This window comes from Janthinobacterium svalbardense, from assembly GCF_002327145.1.
In the GTDB taxonomy this organism is placed as follows: Bacteria; Pseudomonadota; Gammaproteobacteria; order Burkholderiales; family Burkholderiaceae_D; genus Janthinobacterium; species Janthinobacterium tructae.
The window spans coordinates 36,460-53,831 of the sequence record NZ_CP023422.1 but is presented as its reverse complement, the minus strand read 5'-3'; the positions used below and the strand labels follow the sequence as shown (position 1 = coordinate 53,831).

The following is a 17,372-nucleotide window of genomic DNA, read 5'->3' as shown; positions in this document are numbered from 1 at the left end:
GCTTGGGCGGCCCACGCTGGGCAACAGTGCAATGAGGAAATGGTAGCAATTGTTACTTTTGAATTACGTAGCCGCACGGCGCAAGTGGCCGTCGGATTTGTCCTACCGTGTGTAACAGCTGGTACTCACAGCGGCATTGCCTGCAACGCAGGACGCGGGCAGAATGGTGCGCACAGGAGGAAACATGAGAATCGCCGCTATTTCCGATATCCACGGCAACCTGGAGGCGCTGGAGGCCGTGCTGGACGACATCGCCCGGCGTGGCGTGGACGTGACTGTCAACCTGGGCGACATCGTCTCGGGCCATCTGCAGCCGCGCGCCACGGCGGTGCGCCTGATGGGGCTGGGCTTGCCCACCATCCGCGGCAACCACGAGCGCCAACTGCTGGGCAACCCGGCGCGCATGGGCGTGTCCGACGCTTTTGCGCGCGCGCAACTGCTGCCCGAGCAACTCGCGTGGATCAATGCGCTGCCCGCCACCTTGCGCTTGCGTCACGATGTGCTGCTCGTGCATGGCACGCCCGCCAGCGACCTCGTGTATTTTCTCGACAGCGTCACGCCGCAGGGCAGCCGTGCGGCCACGCCGGAAGAGGTGGCCGAACGCGCGGGCGCGGCCGACGCGGCCCTGATCCTGTGCGGCCACACGCACATGCCGCGCCAGGTGCGCCTGGCCGATGGGCGGCTGATCGTCAACCCGGGCAGCGTGGGCTTGCAGGCCTACGACGATGACCACGGCTATCCGCACGTGATGGAAAACGGCACGCCGCATGCGCGCTACGCCATCGCCGAACAGGGGATGGACGGCAGCTGGACGGCGCACTTTCATGCGGTGGAGTATGACTGGGACAAGGCGGCGCGGCTGGCGCTGGCGAACGGCCGGCCCGACTGGGTCACGCCCTTGCGCACGGGCCGTGTCGGCATGCTTACCTGAACTCTTCCGCCACCAGGTTGTACTTCTGCATCTTGTGATACAAGGTCTGTTTCGGCAAGCCCAGCACCGTGCTCACTTCACTGACGTTGCCGGAATATGCACGTAGTTCCTGTTCGATCAGCGTGCGTTCGAAGCCGTTTACCTGCTCCGCCAGCGACAGGGGGCTGGCCTGATTGCCCGCCAGCAGGCTCGAGGCGCCACCGGCGATGCCCAGTACGAAGCGGTCGGCGATATTGCGCAGTTCGCGCACATTGCCGGGCCAGGAGTGGGCCATCAGGTTGCGCATCTGTGCGCTCGACACCACGGGCGCGGCGCGGTTGTAGCGGGCGGCGGCGGCCAGCACGAAGTGCTCGAACAGGATGGGAATATCTTCGCGCCGTTCGCGCAGCGGCGGCAAATGCAGCACGATCAGATTCAGGCGGTAGTACAGGTCGCTGCGGAATTTCTGCTGCTGCGACAGTTCTTCCAGGTCCAGCTTGGCCGCCGCGATGACGCGCACGTCGACGGGCGTGGGCACGTTCGAGCCCAGGCGTTCGATATAGCGTTCCTGCAGCACGCGCAGCAATTTTACTTGCAGGGACAGGGGCAGGCTTTCGATTTCGTCGAGGAAAAAAGTGCCGTGATCCGCGTGCTCGATCTTGCCCACCTGCCGTTTGGCCGCGCCCGTGAATGCGCCCGGTTCGTGGCCGAAGACTTCGCTTTCAAATATGCTTTCGGGAATCGCGCCGCAGTTGACGGCGACGAAGTTGTGCTTGCGGCGGTGGCTGAAGTCGTGCAGGCAGCGGGCCACCATTTCCTTGCCCGTGCCCGTGTCGCCATAGATCAGTACGTCGGCCGGTTCGTCTGCTACGTCGAGGATCAAGCGCCGTATGTCGCGCATCGCCACGGAATTTCCCAGCAGGCGTGATTCGATGCCGCCGCCGTCCTCGAGCTGGCGGCGCAGGCTGTGCACTTCCAGCGTGAGTCGCCGCGTTTCCAGCGCACGCAGGATGACGTCGACCAGTTGCTCTGATGAGTAGGGCTTTTCGATGAAATCGTAGGCGCCCGTGCGCATGGCGTGCACGGCCATGGTGATGTCGCCGTGGCCCGTGACGAGGATCACGGGCAGGTTGGCATCGAGCGTCTTGACCGCTTGCAGCAGTTCCAGGCCGCTCATGCCCGGCAGGCGCACGTCGCTGACCACGATGCCGGGGAAATCCGGCGTCAGCAGTTTATAGGCCAGCTCGGCCGAGTGGAAGGCCAGCACGTCCAGGCCGGCCAGCTGCAGTGCCTGCTCGCTGCCTTCGCGTACGGTGGGGTCGTCTTCGACCAGCAAGACCTTCAAGCCGTCAAACATGTTTTTCCTCCTGCGTTGCAATCTGTAGTTCGATGGTGAAGATGGCGCCGCCGCCGGGGGCGTTTTCGGCGCGCAGCACGCCGCCGAACTGGCGCGTGATCTGTTCGGAAATGGCCAGGCCCAGTCCCAGGCCCAGTCCTTGCGGTTTTGTTGTGAAGAACGGTTCGAACAGGTGTTCGTACACTTCCGTCGACAAGCCGGGCCCCGTGTCGGCCACATGGATCAGCACGTGCTCCGGCGTGCATTCGACGGACACGCGCAGGCTGCGCACATCGCTGCCGTTCATGGCGTCGAGCGCGTTCGCGTACAGGTTCACCAGCACTTGCTCCAGGCGGTTGCTTTCGCACATGGCGAAGATGTCTTCAGGCGGCAGTTGCAGGGTGAAACGCACATTTTCAACCTGCAGGCGGCGCTCGACCAGGAACAGGGCATTGCTGATCGCCGTGGGAATCGAGACGGAGGTCAGGCTGGTGGTCGATTTGCGCGCAAAAATCTTCAATTGCCCCGTAATAGTCCCCATCCTGGCCGCAATTTGCGAGATCTTTGCCAGGTTGCGCCGCGCATCGTCGAGCCGACCCCGCTCCAGCAAGATGACGGCATTGTCGGACATGGTGCGCAGCGCCGTCAGCGGCTGGTTGAGTTCATGCGTGATGCTGGCCGACATCTGCCCCAGTACGGCCATCTTGCCGGCCTGAAACAGTTCGTTTTGCGTGATGTGGAGTTTCTGCTCGGCCTTGCTGCGTACCTCGATTTCCTGGCTCAGGCTTTGCGTCATGGCATTGAGTTCCGAGGTGCGTTCCTCGACCATGGCTTCCAGGTTGTCGTAGGCATGTTGCAGCTCTTCGCGGGCGCGCAATTTTTGCGCCACGGCTGCGCGGCGCTGGCGCAGGTAAAAGAACAGCAGCATGAAAAAGCCCAGCAGCACGCAAGAGAAGGCGGCCGCCGCGCGCGCGCTGGCTTTTGCCTGCGCCAGGTCGGACAGGTAAATAAAAGTCCAGCCTTGCGGCGACTTGAGCTTGATCTGCGTCATGACGCTGGAGCTGATCTTCGGTGGCGTATCGGCGTGTTCCTGCTCGCGCACGCTGATCACGCGCGCGCCATTGCCCAACTGGCGGTCGGAGATGAAGGGAATGGCTTCCAGCTGCTTCGAGTAATACTGGCGCGTGCGGTTGAGTTCTTCGACGATGGCGGGTGACAGCGGCGCCAGGGTCTTGTACTTCCAGTCCGCCATGGAACTGAGGAAGATCACGCCATGCTCATCGGCCAGCATGACCTTGTCCGCGCCTTGCACCCAGCGTTTTTCCAGGGTTTCCAGGTTCACCTTTACCGTTGCCAGGCCCAGCATGTGGCCATTCTGGTAGATGCCATGGGCAAAGAAGTAGCCGGGCTCGAGCCGCGTCGTGCCGACGCCATAAAAACGCCCCGGCGTGCCCCGCAGGGCGTCCTGCGCGTACGGGCGGAACGAGATATTGTCGCCAATAAAGCTGTCTGGCTGCTGCCAGTTGCTGGCGGCCCGCGTATTGCCGTCGAGGTTGCTGATGAAAATGGTCGACGATTTCGCCTGGGCATTCATCTGCTCCAGGTAATGGTTGACCGTATCGACCAGTACCGGGTCTTCCGGGTGCTGCAGCAGACGGATCACGTCGCGGTTCAGCTCCAGCGTCTTGGGCAGGAAGTCGTATTTTTCCAGCGCATTTTCCAGGCTGCTGACATACACCTCGAGGCGCTGCGCGCCACTCGCCTGCAGCTTGCCGATGGCGATGCGTTCGGTCCAGAAATACACGAGCCAGACGGTGGCCAGGCAGGCGGCCAGCACCACGCCCCAGGCCAGCGTTTCGCGGCCCGAGCGTTGCGCCAGGCGCTGGCGCCAGGAAAGGGAAGGTTTGTTACTGCTATTCATAAAATCAGCTGCCAACTTGCAAGAATCCACAGTATCGCATTTAAATATTGCGTAAAAAGAAAAAGCCGCCGGATATGCATCCGGCGGCTCACGCTTTTATGTCACGGACAGCTCAACGTCCTTAGAACGTGTGGCGCATGCCCAGATTAAAGCCGCTGGTGCCGGTGCCATCGTCGGTGGCATTGCCAACCTTGTAGGTAGCGCCGTTCTTGTTGCTGATGTGGCCGTAACCTGTGTACAGGTCGCTGCGCTTGGACAGCGCATAGAAGGCGCCGATGGCCCACTGCTGGGCGTCACGGTTGGCATTGCTCTTGTCGTTGTGGCGGATGTACGACGCGACCAGCTTGGTGGCGCCGAACGGGGCGCTGAAGCCGACGAGGATGTCGTTGCTCTTGCTGTTGTCGAGGGCGCGGTTGTCGGCGTAGCCGAAGTTGCCTTGCAGCACGCCAAAGTCGTAGCGCGTGGCCAGCAGGGTGTTGCGCGTTTGCGCGGTCGCCAGCGGATTTTCCTGGCGGTGATGGGTCAGGGTCACGTTCAGCGGACCGTCGATGTAGTGCACGGCGCCGCCCATGCTGCGGTTTTTCGCATTGTCGCCGGCCACTTCGCCAAAGCCATACGCCAGGTCGGCCGACAGCTTGCTCCAGGTCGGCGTGCTGTATTGCACCATGTTGTCGATGCGATAATTCGTCGCCATAATGTTCGATGCCGTGCCGGCCAGGCCGATGACAAACGGATCGGCCACGTCGCGCAGGGCCAGGTAGTACGGCGTGTATTGGCGGCCCAAGGTGACGGCGCCGGCGCTGCCGGTCAGGCCCACATACGCCTGGCGGCCGAACAGCCGGCCGCCCTGGCCCGAGGTACCGGTATCGATATTGAAACCGCTTTCCAGCACGAAGGTGGCGGCCAGGCCAGCACCCAGGTCTTCCTTGCCCTTGAAGCCGATGCGCGAGCCGGAAGCGATGCCGGAAGCGACGCGGTTCAGGCGGTCGCCGGCCGCATCCTTGTCGAACACCAGGCCGGCGTCAGCCACGCCATACATGGTCACGCTCGATTGAGCCAATGCGCCGCCGGAAGCTGCGCCGAGGGCCAGCAGGGTAAACAGGACTTTTTTCATGAAAATCTCTCTAATAAGTTGGAATGACTACTGATCGCACTACCTGACTGCTTGTTACTCAACATGGACAACAAATAAATGGCCCGCTTGTGGCGGGCCATGGCGCTATCAGGCTTTGCTAGCGTGGTCAGCTTCGCCCCAATGGCTTTCCGTGTTCTGGTTGGCGGCGTTGGCCGCAGCGGCTTCTTCCTCGGTGGCCAGGCCACCTTCCCACTTGGCGACGACGGCCGTGGCGACGGCATTGCCGACCGCGTTGGTGGCTGAGCGGCCCATGTCGAGGAATTGGTCGACACCCATCAGCAGCAGCAAGCCCGCTTCCGGGATATTGAATTGGTTCAGGGTGGCGGCAATCACCACCAGCGAGGCGCGCGGCACGCCGGCCATGCCTTTCGAGGTCAGCATCAGCAGCAGCAGCATGGTGATCTGCGTGCCGATCGACAGGTCGATACCGTAGGCTTGTGCAATGAACAGCACGGCAAAGGTGCAGTACATCATCGAGCCGTCGAGGTTGAAGGAGTAGCCCATTGGCAACACAAAACTGGAAATCTTGCGGTCCACGCCGAACTGGTCGAGCGCCGTCAGCAGTTTTGGATACGCCGCTTCCGAGCTGGCCGTCGAGAATGCCAGCAGGAATGGTTCGCGGATCAGGCCGACGAGCTTGAAGATGCGCGGGCCGATGACGACAAAGCCGGCGCCGATCAGCAGGGCCCACAGGCACAGCAGGCCCAGGTAGAAGCCGCCCATGAACTTGGCAAACGTGATCAGCACGCCCAGGCCGTGGGTGGTGATGACGGAGGCCATGGCAGCGAACACGGCCAGCGGGGCCAGGTTCATGATGGTGCCGGTGATGCGCAGCATGACTTGTGCCAGCTGGTCGACGACGGCCGTCAGGGTCTTGCCCGATTCGCCCAGGCCGGCCAGTGCGCCGCCGAAGAAGATCGAGAACACCAGCACTTGCAGGATTTCATTGTTGGCCATGGCCTCGATCGGCGACTTCGGCACCAGGTGCGTGAAGAAATCTTTCAAGGTGAAGGCGGCCGTTTTCAAATTCGTTGACGCGTGTACGTCCGGCAATGGCAGGCCCAGGTTGGTACCCAGCTGCATCAGGTTCGACAGCACCATGCCCAGCGCCAGCGAGACCAGCGAGGCAACCACGAACCAGCACATGGCTTTCAGGCCGATGCGGCCCGCCGTCTTGCCGTCGCCCATGTGGGCGATACCGACTGTCAGGGTGGAAAATACCAGCAGCGCAATGATCATTTTGATCAGGCGCAAGAAGACGTCGGTGACGATGGAAATATTGCCAGCGATCTGAGCGCTGAGCTTGGCATCAGGGAAGGCGGTGTTGCATCCATAGCCGACGGCAATGCCGAGGATCATGGCAATCAGGATGTACAGGGTTAATGGCCGTTTCTTTTTCATTTTGACTCCTCCGGTGAAACGCCGCTGTGAGCGGATTATTGATAGCGAGCAACTCAAGCTTGGAGTCAGTATTTCTCAAAAACAAGCCTTTGCGTGCCAGCGATTATTTGCAGCAAAACCTGTACATAGCAAAGGATATGCCTGAAATGGGAATTTGCGACCTAACTTCTTAAGTTGTTGATTTAAGGAAGCTTTTTTGTTGCTTAGATGTCGCAATTTTGCACGCTTGCGCGAAATATTGGACGCGGCGGGTGATCGCTGTATGACTTTTCATACGCTAGTCGCGGCAGGGTGGTGGTGCGGAAAAAAGACAAGATTATCAGGACAATAAAAAAGCCCCTCCGAAGAGGGGCTTGGAATGGCGCGCTGCGTGTTTAGAACTTGATATTGGCCGTCAGGCTGAACGAACGGGGCTGACCTGGCGTGTAGCGGAAGCCGGACTTGTTGATGGCCGCCACATAGGTCTTGTCGGCCAGGTTGTAGGCGTTCAACTGCAAGTCGAGGTTCTTGTTGACGGTATAGGTCGCCATGGCGTCAAAGACCCAGTAGGCATCCACGCGGGCCGGCGTGCCGACTGCGCCATCGGTGCCGCGCAGCATTTCACCCACATAACGCGCGCCGCCGCCGATCTTCAGGCCAAACGGCAGGGTGTACGAGGTCCAGCCCGTAAACGCCTGTTTAGGCGTGTAGCTGAGGTTGTTGACGCCGCTGGCGGTGACGACCTTGCCTGATTTGACACTGGTATTCATGCGCGTATAGCCAGCGCTGACCAGCCAGTTAGGCATGACTTCGCCCACCATGCCGATCTCGATGCCCTGAACGCGCTTCTTGCCGGTCTGGTAGTAGATCAGGTCGATGGGATCTTGCTCTACTTCATTTTTCACTTCTGTCTGGTACACAGCTGCCGACAGCGACAATTTTTGTTTCAGGAAATCCCACTTGGTGCCGATTTCCTTGGTGGTGGTTTCCTGCGGATCGTAGATCGGATTTTGCGCGCTGCTGGCGCCGGTGCTCAGCGTGAAATTGGTGCCCGGTGGTGCCTTCGACGTGGCCCACAGTGCATACACGCTGCTGTCCGGCGTCGGCTTGTATAGGGCCGAGATCTTGCCGTTGGCGAAGGTGTCGTTCAAGGTGATGTGGGCAGGAATAGGCGTACCAACCGGCAACTTTTGTACCTGGCCTTGGGCCACGGCCGTTTGCAGGGTGATGGCGTCATACGTGGTGTTGAAATGGTCGAAACGCACGCCGCCGTTGAAGATCCACTTGTCGCCGAACTTGATGGTGTCGAAGACATACGCGCTTTGCGTGTTGACTTCGCCTTGGCTGTAAGCGCCGTTGCGCACTGGCTGGTAGCCGGTAACCGGATCGCGCGGATTTGGATGGTACAGATTGGCGTCCGGCAGGGTGCCCAGGCTGGCAGGCACATAGCTGTAGTTGGTCTGTTTTTCGCTGGTGAACTCGGCGCCGGCCACCACCGAGTGCTTCAGCACGCCCGTGTCGAATTGTGCGCTGAGCACGGTCTGGTTGGTCAGAATCGTGTTTTCCTGGTCCTTCACGGTGCGCAGCGAGCGCGCCAGGGTCCAGGTCGACGGATCGGTGGCGACCGGCGTCTTCAGGTTGGCAGTGCTGCCCATGAAGGCCGTCAGCAGGTAATCCTGCTTGGTCTTGCCGTAGCGCGTGGTGTTCTGGAATTGCACGGTCGGCGAGAAATCATGGTCGATGCGCAAGGTGCCCATGTCGGCCTTGACCTTGTCGTGGTCCGTAGTGGAGCCGTAGAAATTCTTCGGGTCGACCTTGGCGGCACTGTTCAGGAAGGTGCGGATGACCTTGTTCGTCGACGTGATGGTGTCGGGTGTCGAATAGCCGGGCAAGCCGATGGTCGGCACGAAGCCGTCGGGCACGTTGTTTTGATCCACGTGCAGGTAGCTGGCCGTGATGCGTGTCGGTTTGCCGATGCCGAAGGTGACGGTGGGTGCGAAGGCCCAGCGCTTGTTCTTGACTTCGTCGCGCGCCGGATTGCCGCTGTCCTGCGTCATCAGGTTCAGACGGAAGGCCGTGCCGGAATCGGCGTCGATGATGCGGTTCCAGTCGGCCGTGGCGCGTTTCTGCTTGCCGCTGCCGGCCGTCAGCAGGGAATTGAATTTGTTTTCCATGGTCGCCGTCTTGCTGACCAGGTTGATCGAGCCGGTCGGTGAACCGCGGCCGCTGTCCGTGCCCGCCGGCCCCTTCAATACGTCGATCTGTTCGATGTTGAAGACGTCGCGCGAGATGGAGCCCACGTCGCGCACGCCATCGACATAGATGCTGCCCGAGGCATCGAAACCACGCATGTAGACGGCGTCGCCCGTGTTCGTGTTGCCGTTCTCGCCGAGGAAGAAGGTGCCGACGCCCGGTGTGTTGCGCAGCGCGTCCGTCAGGGTCAGCGCGCCTTGCTGCTCGATCAATTCTTTCTTGATCACGACGATGGTTTGCGCCGTATTGACCAGCTCTTCCGTGTATTTCGGCGACGAGGCTTTTTCAGCCTTGAAATCATTTTCCTTGGAGCCCACGACCTTGATTTCGTTCAGGGTTTGCTGCGATGCCGGGGCACTCTGGCCGGCCGGGTCGGCCGCTTGGGCGGCGACGGGCAGCAGCATCACGGCCAGGGCGGCGCCGATGTGCTGGTTGAAACGGGTTGGGGCGTGTTTGCGGCTCTTGATTGCCATCTTGCTCTCTCGATAAGTTCAGGTTGTTGGTTCCTGGCTGGCTCTGCGCCGCTGTGCTTGGGCACGCGGGCAAGTGGCTGGCGATGGAGACGGAATAGGCCGTATTGTAATAACTGGGCGCTATTTCGTAAATGAGAATCGTTATCAGTATCATTTACGCAACGGATTGGGCGTGCCGCAAAAAAAATACGCTCATGGCGCATGAATGCTTGCTTTGCAGCTTAGCCGCTGCTATGCGCGCAAGCGTCCGGCAGCGGGAGTATGATGAGCAACCTTTACAAATGACTTTCAGCATGCTGCAGACTCCCGATGCCTTTGTCCCCCTGATCGACCCACCCGAACCGGCCCCGGCCGCCACCGAGACGCTGACGTTTGTCTTTCACCGCGGGCGTTTATTGTTGCGTACGCCCGGGCTGACCTTGCCCACGGCCGCCGAGGCCGCCGCGCTCGATATCGATCTGAGTCGCGCCCAGCCCGTGGGCCTGTGGCAGGGCCGCTATTGCCAGACCGTCTGGACGGATGCGGAGCCGCTGCCCGCCGATAGTCCCCTGGCCTGGCACGGCATGCGTTCGCTGTTCCATGCCGTCGATGATGACTTCCTGGGCCTGGCCAGCCGCGCCGTGCAACTGGCCGAGTGGGCGCGCACGCACCGCCATTGCGGCGTGTGCGCCACGCCCATGCAGCGCACGCGCGGCGAACGCTGTTTCACGTGCGCCGCCTGCGGCATGCTGGCATATCCGCGCATTTCGCCGGCCATGATGGTGCTGATCCGCAAGGGCGATTCCGTGCTGCTGGCCATGCACAAGCATTCGCCATCGCAGCGTTTCAGTCCGCTGGCCGGTTTCCTGGAAGCGGGCGAATCGATCGAGGAAGCCGTGCACCGAGAAGTGATGGAAGAGGTGGGCTTGCGCGTGCATAACTTGCAGTACTTCATGAGCCAGTCCTGGCCGTTTCCCCATTCGCTGATGATTGCGTTTACGGCCGATTACCTCGATGGCGAGATCCGCCTCGACGAGAACGAGATCGCCGAGGCGCGCTGGTTCGGCCCCGGCGATGCCTGGCCTGAAGCGAGTTCCAGCGTGTCGATTTCCGCGCTGCTGGTGAGAGCGCACCGCCCGCCGGCAGTGTCGTAAAGCGGGGGCTGCCCGGCAGCTTGCCGCATTTTCTATATACTGGCGGCAATTGAAAATTTTAGGGTGGTGTAGCATGTCTCAAGAAGAATTCTCCGAAAACGACTGGCGCCGGCTGATCAGCAGCTTTGGCGAAGACCCGCAGCGTCCCGGCTTGCTGGAAACGCCGGCACGCGTGGCCAAGGCGTGGAAGCACTGGACGTCCGGCTATGGACAGGATCCGGTGGACTTGCTGAAAGCCTTTGAAGATGGCGCGGAACAGTACAACGAGCTGATCGTCGTGCGCGGCATCCCTGTCTACAGCCATTGCGAACACCATCTGGCGCCGTTCTTTGGCAAGGCCACCATCGGTTATGTGCCCAACGGCAAGATCGTTGGCCTGTCGAAATTGACGCGCCTGGTCGATTGCTTCTCCAAGCGCCTGCAAGTACAGGAACGCATGACGATGCAGATCGCCAATGCCTTGATGGAAGTGCTGGAACCGAAATCGGTGGGCGTGGTCGTGCGCTGCCGTCACCTGTGCATGGAAAGCCGCGGCATCCGCACGCCGGGCGAAGAAACCATCACCTCGGCGATGCTGGGCGAGATGCAGCCAAACCTGGCGCTGCGCACGGAATTTTTGGCACTGGCGCGCGAAGTCTGATTATTTGCGAGACGATGCAAGACGAAGGCGGCTGATGCCGCCTTTTTTTATATTTTTGCGGATTGCCGTTGCGCCAGATAGCGCGCTGGTGGCTTGCCCACCGCCTTGCGGAACATGGTGACAAAACCACTGGTGTTTTCATAGCCCAGTTCCAGCGCCACGGCTTTCACGCTGTGCCCTTGCGCCAGCCCTTGCAAGGCCAGGATGACGTGCAATTGCCGGCGCCAGCGGCCCACGCTCATGCCCATTTCCTCCATTGACTGCCGGGTCATGCTGCGCTCGCTCATGCCGATGCGCCTGGCCCATTCGGCCAGGGTGCTTTTATCGGCTGGCTGCGCCAGCAGCAGGGCGGCCAGGCGGCGCAGGCGCGCATCGCGCGGTATCGGCAAATGCAAGTCTTCCACCGGCGCCGAGGCCAACTCATCGAGCAGTGTGGCCACCAGGCGTTCCTGCGCGCCGTGCAGCGCGGTCAGGGTGGGAAAGCAGGCCGCCTTGGCGATCAGTTCGCGCAGCAAGGGCGAGACGGCCACGGTGCAGCAGACGGCGGGCAAGGCCGGTGCCATGGCCGACTCGACAAACAGGCAATAACATTCGGCCTCGCCCACGCCCTGCGCGGCGTGCATCAGGCCGCCTGGTATCCACACGGCGCACTGGGGCGGCACGATCCATACGCCGCTTTCCACCTCGCAATGTATGACGCCCCGCGTGGCATACAGCAACTGCCCCTTGCGGTGCTGGTGCGGCGCATGTTCCGCGTCCTCGCGCACGCTGGCCAGGCCCACGGCCAGCAGCGGACGCAGCACGCCATCGACGTCGAAATCCATGAGGGAGGCCGAAGCGTCAAGGCCCAGCTGGGTGGAGAGCATGTTGGGCAGCAATGGATGGGGCATGCGCGGCGCCTTGGCTGGATTGAACAATATTATGGCTATTTTATGCAATGACGCGCGATGCCGCCAGCGCTATCGTATGGGCATCCGCAGCCCCGCTTCAACGGCAACCGCCGCCGCCAGTGTTCTGATGAAGGTAAGGAGGAACGGCAACCCCCCCGAAGGAGTCACACCATGCAGCTTGATTTATCCACTTTTCCCCTCGTCTGGATGCGCCGCGAGGCAGCGCCTGTCCAGCCCGATATCCTGTTTGCCCAGTTTGACGCCTTGCTGGCGCGCCGCCAGGCATTTGTCATCCTCAGCGAGGAAGGTTTTGACGAAGACGGGCATGAACACCCGCAAGAAGAGCGCAAGCGGGCCGCGCTCTGGATGAAGCAGAACAAGGCGGCCATCCGCGCGTATATTCAGGGCATGGTGCTGGTCGAACCGAGCGCCGCCAAGCGCCTGGCCGGCAAGGCCTTCGCCGTCATGTTCGGCAAGTTCTGGGGCTACCCCCTGCATTTCGGCACCAGCCGCGACGACGCGCTCGACATCGCGCAGCATTTGCTCAGGGCGTGGCTACCGCCGCAAAAATGATCTGACAAGGCTACACAACGCCTGCCTATACCGACGCGCAGCAGGTTTGGTCAGGTGTTCCTAATAGCGATAATCGTTGACAAAATGCTTGGTGAAGTTGTACTTGCTGCCGCCGTCGAGCAAGTCGACCAGGCGTTTCGGCGCGGAGGCCGACATGAAGGCGTCGGCCGCGCCGCCCGTGCTGCGGAACCTCATGCCGGGGCTGAGGATCTGGTTGGCGCCGATTTTCAGGTGCTGGAAGCTTTTCGTTTTCTCATTGTTGAGGATGAAGTGCAATTCCTGCTTGAAGGTCAGGAAGGGAATCTTCAGCCACCAGCCTTCGTCCGTGCCATAGTTGGCGACGCTGGCAAAATGCGTGTTCTTGTCCGTCAGGGTGGGTTTGCCCAGGCGGTCGTTGATGCGTTTCATGGCTTCATTCTTGGTCATGCTGTGCTTTCGTGATTCGTCGTAGTGCGTCGTGTATCGGCCGGTGTGCATTTTGACACACGCACGTCACCCCCGCCTGCCTTGCTATAGCCTATCTGCGTGCTTTTTTATTGCAACGCAGCATCAATTCTCATCAATTGTCGCAGCCCATTAACAACACCGGGCAAAAAACATTGCTTTTCAGCATTGTAAAAAACGGTAGTTCGAGCGTATGCTGGAGACGTCTGAACGGTGCCGCCAGAGCACCGTCGCCGCCGCATTCCTGGCCTGCAGAGCTGGAAGTAGGCCATGACCCTTCGCCGCACAATAGAGAGTTGGAGACACAGCATGAAAAAATTGACGTTCCAGCAGAAGTTATGGATCCCCCTGATTTGCAGCCTGTTATGCATCACCGTTATTTTTGTCTATAACGCCCTGGAAATTCGCAAGATCCGCATCGAAGAGCGCAGCGCCGACCTGAGCAATGCCGCCGACCTGGGCCTGGGCGCCGTCAAGATGTTTGGCGACCTGGCCGCCAGCGGCGCCCTGACACAGGAAGAAGCGCAGAAGCAGGCCACCGCCGTCATCAAGAGCATGCGCTTTGGCGAGACCGGTTATTTGTCCATCATCAACCTCGATGCCGTTGTCGTGATGAATCCCGCCGCGCCGCAAACCAACGGCAAGAACATGTCGGATTTTAAAGATGCCAATGGCACCTATCTGTACCGCGACATCGTTGCCGTCGGCAAGAGCGATGCGGGCAAGGGCTTCGTCCACTATTACTTCCCCCGTCCGGGCCAGAAAAATCCGGAACCGAAGATGAGCCGCGTGGTGGCCTACAAACCGTGGAGCTGGACCATCGTGGTGGGCGTGTACATGGACGATATCGACGCGGCCTTCCGCCAGTCCTTGCTGACCTCGCTGGGCGTGCTGGTGCTGGTGTGCGGCTTGCTGGCGGCCGTCGTCGTGGTGATCAACCGCAGCCTGCGCCATGCGCTGGGTGGCGATCCCGAATATGCGGCCGACGTGGCTGCCCAGATTGCGAATAACGACTTGAGCGGCGCCGTGCGCACGCATGCCAACGACCGCCACAGCGTGCTGTACGCGATGAAAACCATGCAGGCCAACCTGGTCGAGGCGATCAGCGAAATCCGCCACAGCGCTGAAACGATTGCCACGGCATCGAGCGAGATTGCCAGCGGCAATATGGACTTGTCGGCGCGCACGGAAATGCAAGCCAGTTCGCTGGAAGAAACGGCGGCCTCGATGGAGGAATTGACCTCGACCGTGACGCAAAATGCGGGCAATGCCGTGCAGGCGAATGAACTGGCGCAGTCCGCCTCGGCAGTGGCGCGCCAGGGCGGCGCCGTGGTGGCGCAAGTGATCGGCACCATGGACACCATCAACGCCTCGTCGCGCAAGATCGTCGACATTATCGGCGTCATCGATGGCATCGCCTTCCAGACGAATATCCTGGCCTTGAACGCGGCGGTGGAAGCGGCACGCGCGGGCGAGCAGGGCCGCGGCTTTGCCGTGGTGGCGTCGGAAGTGCGCAACCTGGCGCAGCGCTCGGCGGGCGCGGCGAAGGAAATCAAGGAACTCATCGGCGCTTCCGTCGACAGCATCGCGGCCGGCAGCGCCCTCGTCGCACAAGCGGGCACGACCATGGATCAGGTGGTCGCTTCCGTGTCGCGCGTGACCGACATCATGGCCGACATCACGGCCGCCTCGCACGAGCAAAGCACGGGCATCGGCCACGTCAACCAGGCGATCACGGAAATGGATAGCGTGACGCAGCAAAATGCGGCACTGGTGGAAGAGGCGGCAGCAGCGGCGTCCAGCATGCAGGACCAGGCGGCCGTGCTGGCGCAACTGGTGGCGCGCTTCAAGCTGTCGGCGCAGGAGCCGGCGACGGCGTCGCGCCTGGCTTCCAGTTCGGCTGGCGCGCCACGCGCCGTGGCGAAAAAGCCGCTGCGCAGCCTGGCGGCGCGCTGATTTACTGGGCTGGTGCCGCCGCTGGCGGCGCCGGCTCGAATTCCAGCTTGTCATCGACGACCACGAATTGCCCGACCGGTTGGCCCAGGTCGGCTTTCGGGTCGTTTTCCATTTCCGTCAGCTCATTGCAGGTCGTCGTTTCCGCCTGCCACAACTGCTTGCCCATACGGATATTCCACAGGCCATCACCGGCCGCAAACAGCTCCACCTTGATGTCGGCGGGTGCATCGGTGGACAGGATATGCCGGCGCTGGCATTGCGGCAAATTGGTGGCCATCAACTGTACTTCCACGCTATCTTGCCAAAAATAACGTTGCTCGCGGCGCACGGTCAGGGAATGGTCCTGGCCGTCGAACATATAGATGGCGAAGTCCTGGACACAGCCTGACAGCAGGACGGACAGCGTGACGATCAGGAGTTTGCGCATGGTCGGCTTTCTTTGGTGGTTCTCGGGTATGTCGGCGTTCAATTCTTGCGGCGAGAGTGGGCGCTTGCTCGCATGGTAAGCGGGGCACGCGCCGTCTTGTTTTTCGCTTACGTGGCATTATATCCATGCACACCAGTTGCGGCGCGACAATAGTTGCGCCCTCCCCATGCCAACGAGCTGAAAGACGACGATGATCGACCTGTATTACTGGACCACGCCCAACGGGCACAAAGTGACGATGTTCCTGGAAGAAGCAGGCATCCCCTACAACATCATTCCCGTACACATCGGCAAAGGCGAGCAGTTCAAGCCCGAGTTTCTTGCCATCGCGCCCAACAACCGCATCCCCGCCATCGTCGACCAGGCTCCGGAAGATGGCGGCGCGCCCCTGTCCCTGTTCGAGTCGGGGGCGATCTTGCAATACCTGGCCGAAAAAAGCGGGCAATTCCTGCCGGCGGACGTGCGCGGGCGCGCCGAAGTCATGCAATGGCTGTTCTGGCAAATGGGCGGTCTTGGCCCCATGGCCGGGCAAAACCACCATTTCGTGCAATATGCGCCCGAACCCATCGAGTACGCCATCACGCGTTACGTGAATGAAACGAACCGCCTGTACGGCGTGCTGAACAAGCGCCTGGGCGACCGCAAATTCGTTGCTGGCGACACGTATTCCATCGCCGACATGGCGATATATCCGTGGATCGTGCCGCACGCGCGCCAGCGCCAGAAGCTGGAAGATTTTCCGCACCTGGCGCGCTGGTTCGCAGCCATTGCCGAGCGTCCCGCCACCGTGCGCGCGTATGCCCGTGCTGCCGAAATCAACGTGCAGCCCACCGTCAGCGGCGATGCGAAAAGCGTGCTGTTTGGCCAGACGGCGAAGACACTCGGCTAAGTTTCAGTTGGTCCTTAGTTACCCCGATACGTGGAAAAGCCAAAAGGGCTGAGCAGCAACGGTATGTGATAGTGCTGGTCAGTCTTTTCCACGTGGAATTGCACGGGAATTTCCGGGAAGAAGGTTTCCTGTTTCAGGCGCGCATAGTGCTCGCCTGTTTTAAACACGATGCGGTAGTCGCCCGCCTGCATGGCTTGATTTTCCGGATAGATGGCCGCGATGCGTCCCTGCGCATTCGTCACGCCACTGCTTAATTGTTTCCAGTCATTGTCCTTCTTTTGCTCCAGGGTCACCGTCACGCCCGCAGTCGGCTGGCCGCTCTGCAGGTCGAGGATGTGCACGCTCAAGGGATTGGCGGCGGCCAGGGCCATGCTGGACAGGCTGGCGAAGGCCAGGGTGGCGGTGATTTTTTTCAGGTAAGTCATCGTTGTCTCTTTCAAAGGGTGGGGGAATCGAGTTCTGGCATGGCGGCCAGGGCGGCATGGGCGCAGGCGCGGTCTTGCAGGGCGCCACCGCCGCCGGCCACGCCGATGGCGCCGACTACTTCGCCCCTGGCTCGCAAGGGCAGGCCGCCGCCCAGCAGCAACAGTTCCGGCAGTGTCGTCAAATTGGCCATGTCGGGATTGCCGCGCGCGGCCACGGCCAGTGCCTGGGTATCGTTTTTCGTCGACAGGGCCGTGTAGGCCTTGCGCCGGCTGGCCTCCGTGTTGTGCGGCCCGACGCCATCGGCGCGCTGCACGGCCACGACATTGCCGCCACGGTCCAGTACGGTGACGACGATGTGCCGTCCTTGCGCCTGGCACGCGGCCATGGCCGCATCGGCCAGCTTGTTGGCCGCTGCCAGAGAAAGATCATCGACCTTGCGCAGCTGGGCGTGGGCGGGGCTGGCCAGCAGGCACAGCAGGGTACTGCCGAGTAACAGGGTTTTCATGGGGCGGTCCGTTGAATAAAGTGACGCCAGTATGGCCAGTGTTGCCCTACGAGAAGATGATCGCCGCATGACATTTTTATC

Annotated in this window: 16 protein-coding genes; 6 read left to right on the top strand and 10 right to left on the bottom strand. The window is 61.2% G+C overall.

The features are described 5' to 3' along the window. Window positions 1-184: 184 nt before the first annotated feature. Window positions 185-931 (top strand): metallophosphoesterase family protein, encoded by a 747-nt coding sequence (locus tag CNX70_RS00230; protein WP_096232516.1) that lies wholly within the window; start codon window positions 185-187, stop codon window positions 929-931. On the opposite strand, the gene CNX70_RS00225 is transcribed toward CNX70_RS00230, so the two are convergent. From CNX70_RS00225 to CNX70_RS00205, 5 genes are all read right to left on the bottom strand, one after another. Beyond that, window positions 924-2,267, bottom strand: a complete 1,344-nt coding sequence (locus CNX70_RS00225) for a sigma-54-dependent transcriptional regulator (RefSeq protein ID WP_096232514.1) — start codon at window positions 2,265-2,267, stop codon at window positions 924-926. The two genes, CNX70_RS00230 and CNX70_RS00225, sit on opposite strands and share 8 nt — an antisense overlap. After that, window positions 2,260-4,167: a sensor histidine kinase gene (locus CNX70_RS00220; protein WP_096232512.1), complete on the bottom strand. Its 1,908-nt coding sequence runs from the start codon at window positions 4,165-4,167 to the stop codon at window positions 2,260-2,262. Before CNX70_RS00220 ends, CNX70_RS00225 begins: the two co-directional genes overlap by 8 nt. Window positions 4,168-4,288: 121 nt before the next feature. Further along, window positions 4,289-5,281: a porin gene (locus tag CNX70_RS00215; RefSeq protein WP_096232510.1), complete on the bottom strand. Its 993-nt coding sequence runs from the start codon at window positions 5,279-5,281 to the stop codon at window positions 4,289-4,291. A gap of 108 nt (window positions 5,282-5,389) precedes the next feature. Further along, window positions 5,390-6,703 (bottom strand): dicarboxylate/amino acid:cation symporter, encoded by a 1,314-nt coding sequence (locus CNX70_RS00210; protein WP_071075063.1) that lies wholly within the window; start codon window positions 6,701-6,703, stop codon window positions 5,390-5,392. Between the two features lie 374 nt (window positions 6,704-7,077). After that, window positions 7,078-9,408 carry a catecholate siderophore receptor Fiu gene (locus CNX70_RS00205; RefSeq protein ID WP_096232508.1) on the bottom strand — a complete coding sequence of 777 codons (2,331 nt, stop codon included), beginning with the start codon at window positions 9,406-9,408 and terminating at the stop codon, window positions 7,078-7,080. 293 nt (window positions 9,409-9,701) lie between these two features. Between CNX70_RS00205 and nudC the strand changes: the two genes are divergently transcribed. Then, window positions 9,702-10,541, top strand: a complete 840-nt coding sequence (gene nudC / locus CNX70_RS00200) for an NAD(+) diphosphatase (protein ID WP_096238204.1) — start codon at window positions 9,702-9,704, stop codon at window positions 10,539-10,541. 73 nt (window positions 10,542-10,614) lie between these two features. Continuing rightward, window positions 10,615-11,181: a GTP cyclohydrolase I FolE gene (gene folE, locus CNX70_RS00195; RefSeq protein ID WP_035822985.1), complete on the top strand. Its 567-nt coding sequence runs from the start codon at window positions 10,615-10,617 to the stop codon at window positions 11,179-11,181. 47 nt (window positions 11,182-11,228) lie between these two features. On the opposite strand, the gene CNX70_RS00190 is transcribed toward folE, so the two are convergent. Then, on the bottom strand, window positions 11,229-12,071 hold the full coding sequence (locus tag CNX70_RS00190; RefSeq protein ID WP_244198983.1) for an AraC family transcriptional regulator: 843 nt from the start codon (window positions 12,069-12,071) through the stop codon (window positions 11,229-11,231). A gap of 171 nt (window positions 12,072-12,242) precedes the next feature. Between CNX70_RS00190 and CNX70_RS00185 the strand changes: the two genes are divergently transcribed. Next, entirely contained in the window at window positions 12,243-12,644 is a 402-nt protein-coding gene (locus tag CNX70_RS00185) for a hypothetical protein (RefSeq protein WP_096232506.1), read from the top strand. A 60-nt stretch (window positions 12,645-12,704) separates the two neighbouring features. Here CNX70_RS00185 and CNX70_RS00180 read toward each other — a convergent pair whose 3' ends face one another. After that, entirely contained in the window at window positions 12,705-13,070 is a 366-nt protein-coding gene (locus tag CNX70_RS00180; RefSeq protein ID WP_096232504.1) for a hypothetical protein, read from the bottom strand. A 327-nt stretch (window positions 13,071-13,397) separates the two neighbouring features. Here CNX70_RS00180 and CNX70_RS00175 point away from each other — a divergent pair, with 327 nt between their 5' ends. Continuing rightward, complete coding sequence (locus tag CNX70_RS00175; protein ID WP_096232502.1) at window positions 13,398-15,044, top strand: methyl-accepting chemotaxis protein; 1,647 nt, start codon at window positions 13,398-13,400, stop codon at window positions 15,042-15,044. 1 nt (window position 15,045) lies between these two features. Here the strand turns inward: CNX70_RS00175 and CNX70_RS00170 are convergent, their stop codons facing one another. Next, entirely contained in the window at window positions 15,046-15,471 is a 426-nt protein-coding gene (locus CNX70_RS00170) for a YdgH/BhsA/McbA family protein (RefSeq protein ID WP_096232501.1), read from the bottom strand. Window positions 15,472-15,661: 190 nt separating this feature from the next. Between CNX70_RS00170 and CNX70_RS00165 the strand changes: the two genes are divergently transcribed. Continuing rightward, window positions 15,662-16,360: a glutathione binding-like protein gene (locus tag CNX70_RS00165; RefSeq protein WP_096232499.1), complete on the top strand. Its 699-nt coding sequence runs from the start codon at window positions 15,662-15,664 to the stop codon at window positions 16,358-16,360. A gap of 14 nt (window positions 16,361-16,374) precedes the next feature. On the opposite strand, the gene uraH is transcribed toward CNX70_RS00165, so the two are convergent. Beyond that, entirely contained in the window at window positions 16,375-16,785 is a 411-nt protein-coding gene (gene uraH, locus CNX70_RS00160) for a hydroxyisourate hydrolase (RefSeq protein ID WP_096232497.1), read from the bottom strand. Between the two features lie 11 nt (window positions 16,786-16,796). Further along, the gene (locus tag CNX70_RS00155) at window positions 16,797-17,291 is read right to left on the bottom strand and encodes a GlcG/HbpS family heme-binding protein (RefSeq protein ID WP_096232495.1); all 495 of its coding nucleotides are present in this window, start codon (window positions 17,289-17,291) and stop codon (window positions 16,797-16,799) included. Window positions 17,292-17,372 lie beyond the last annotated feature (81 nt).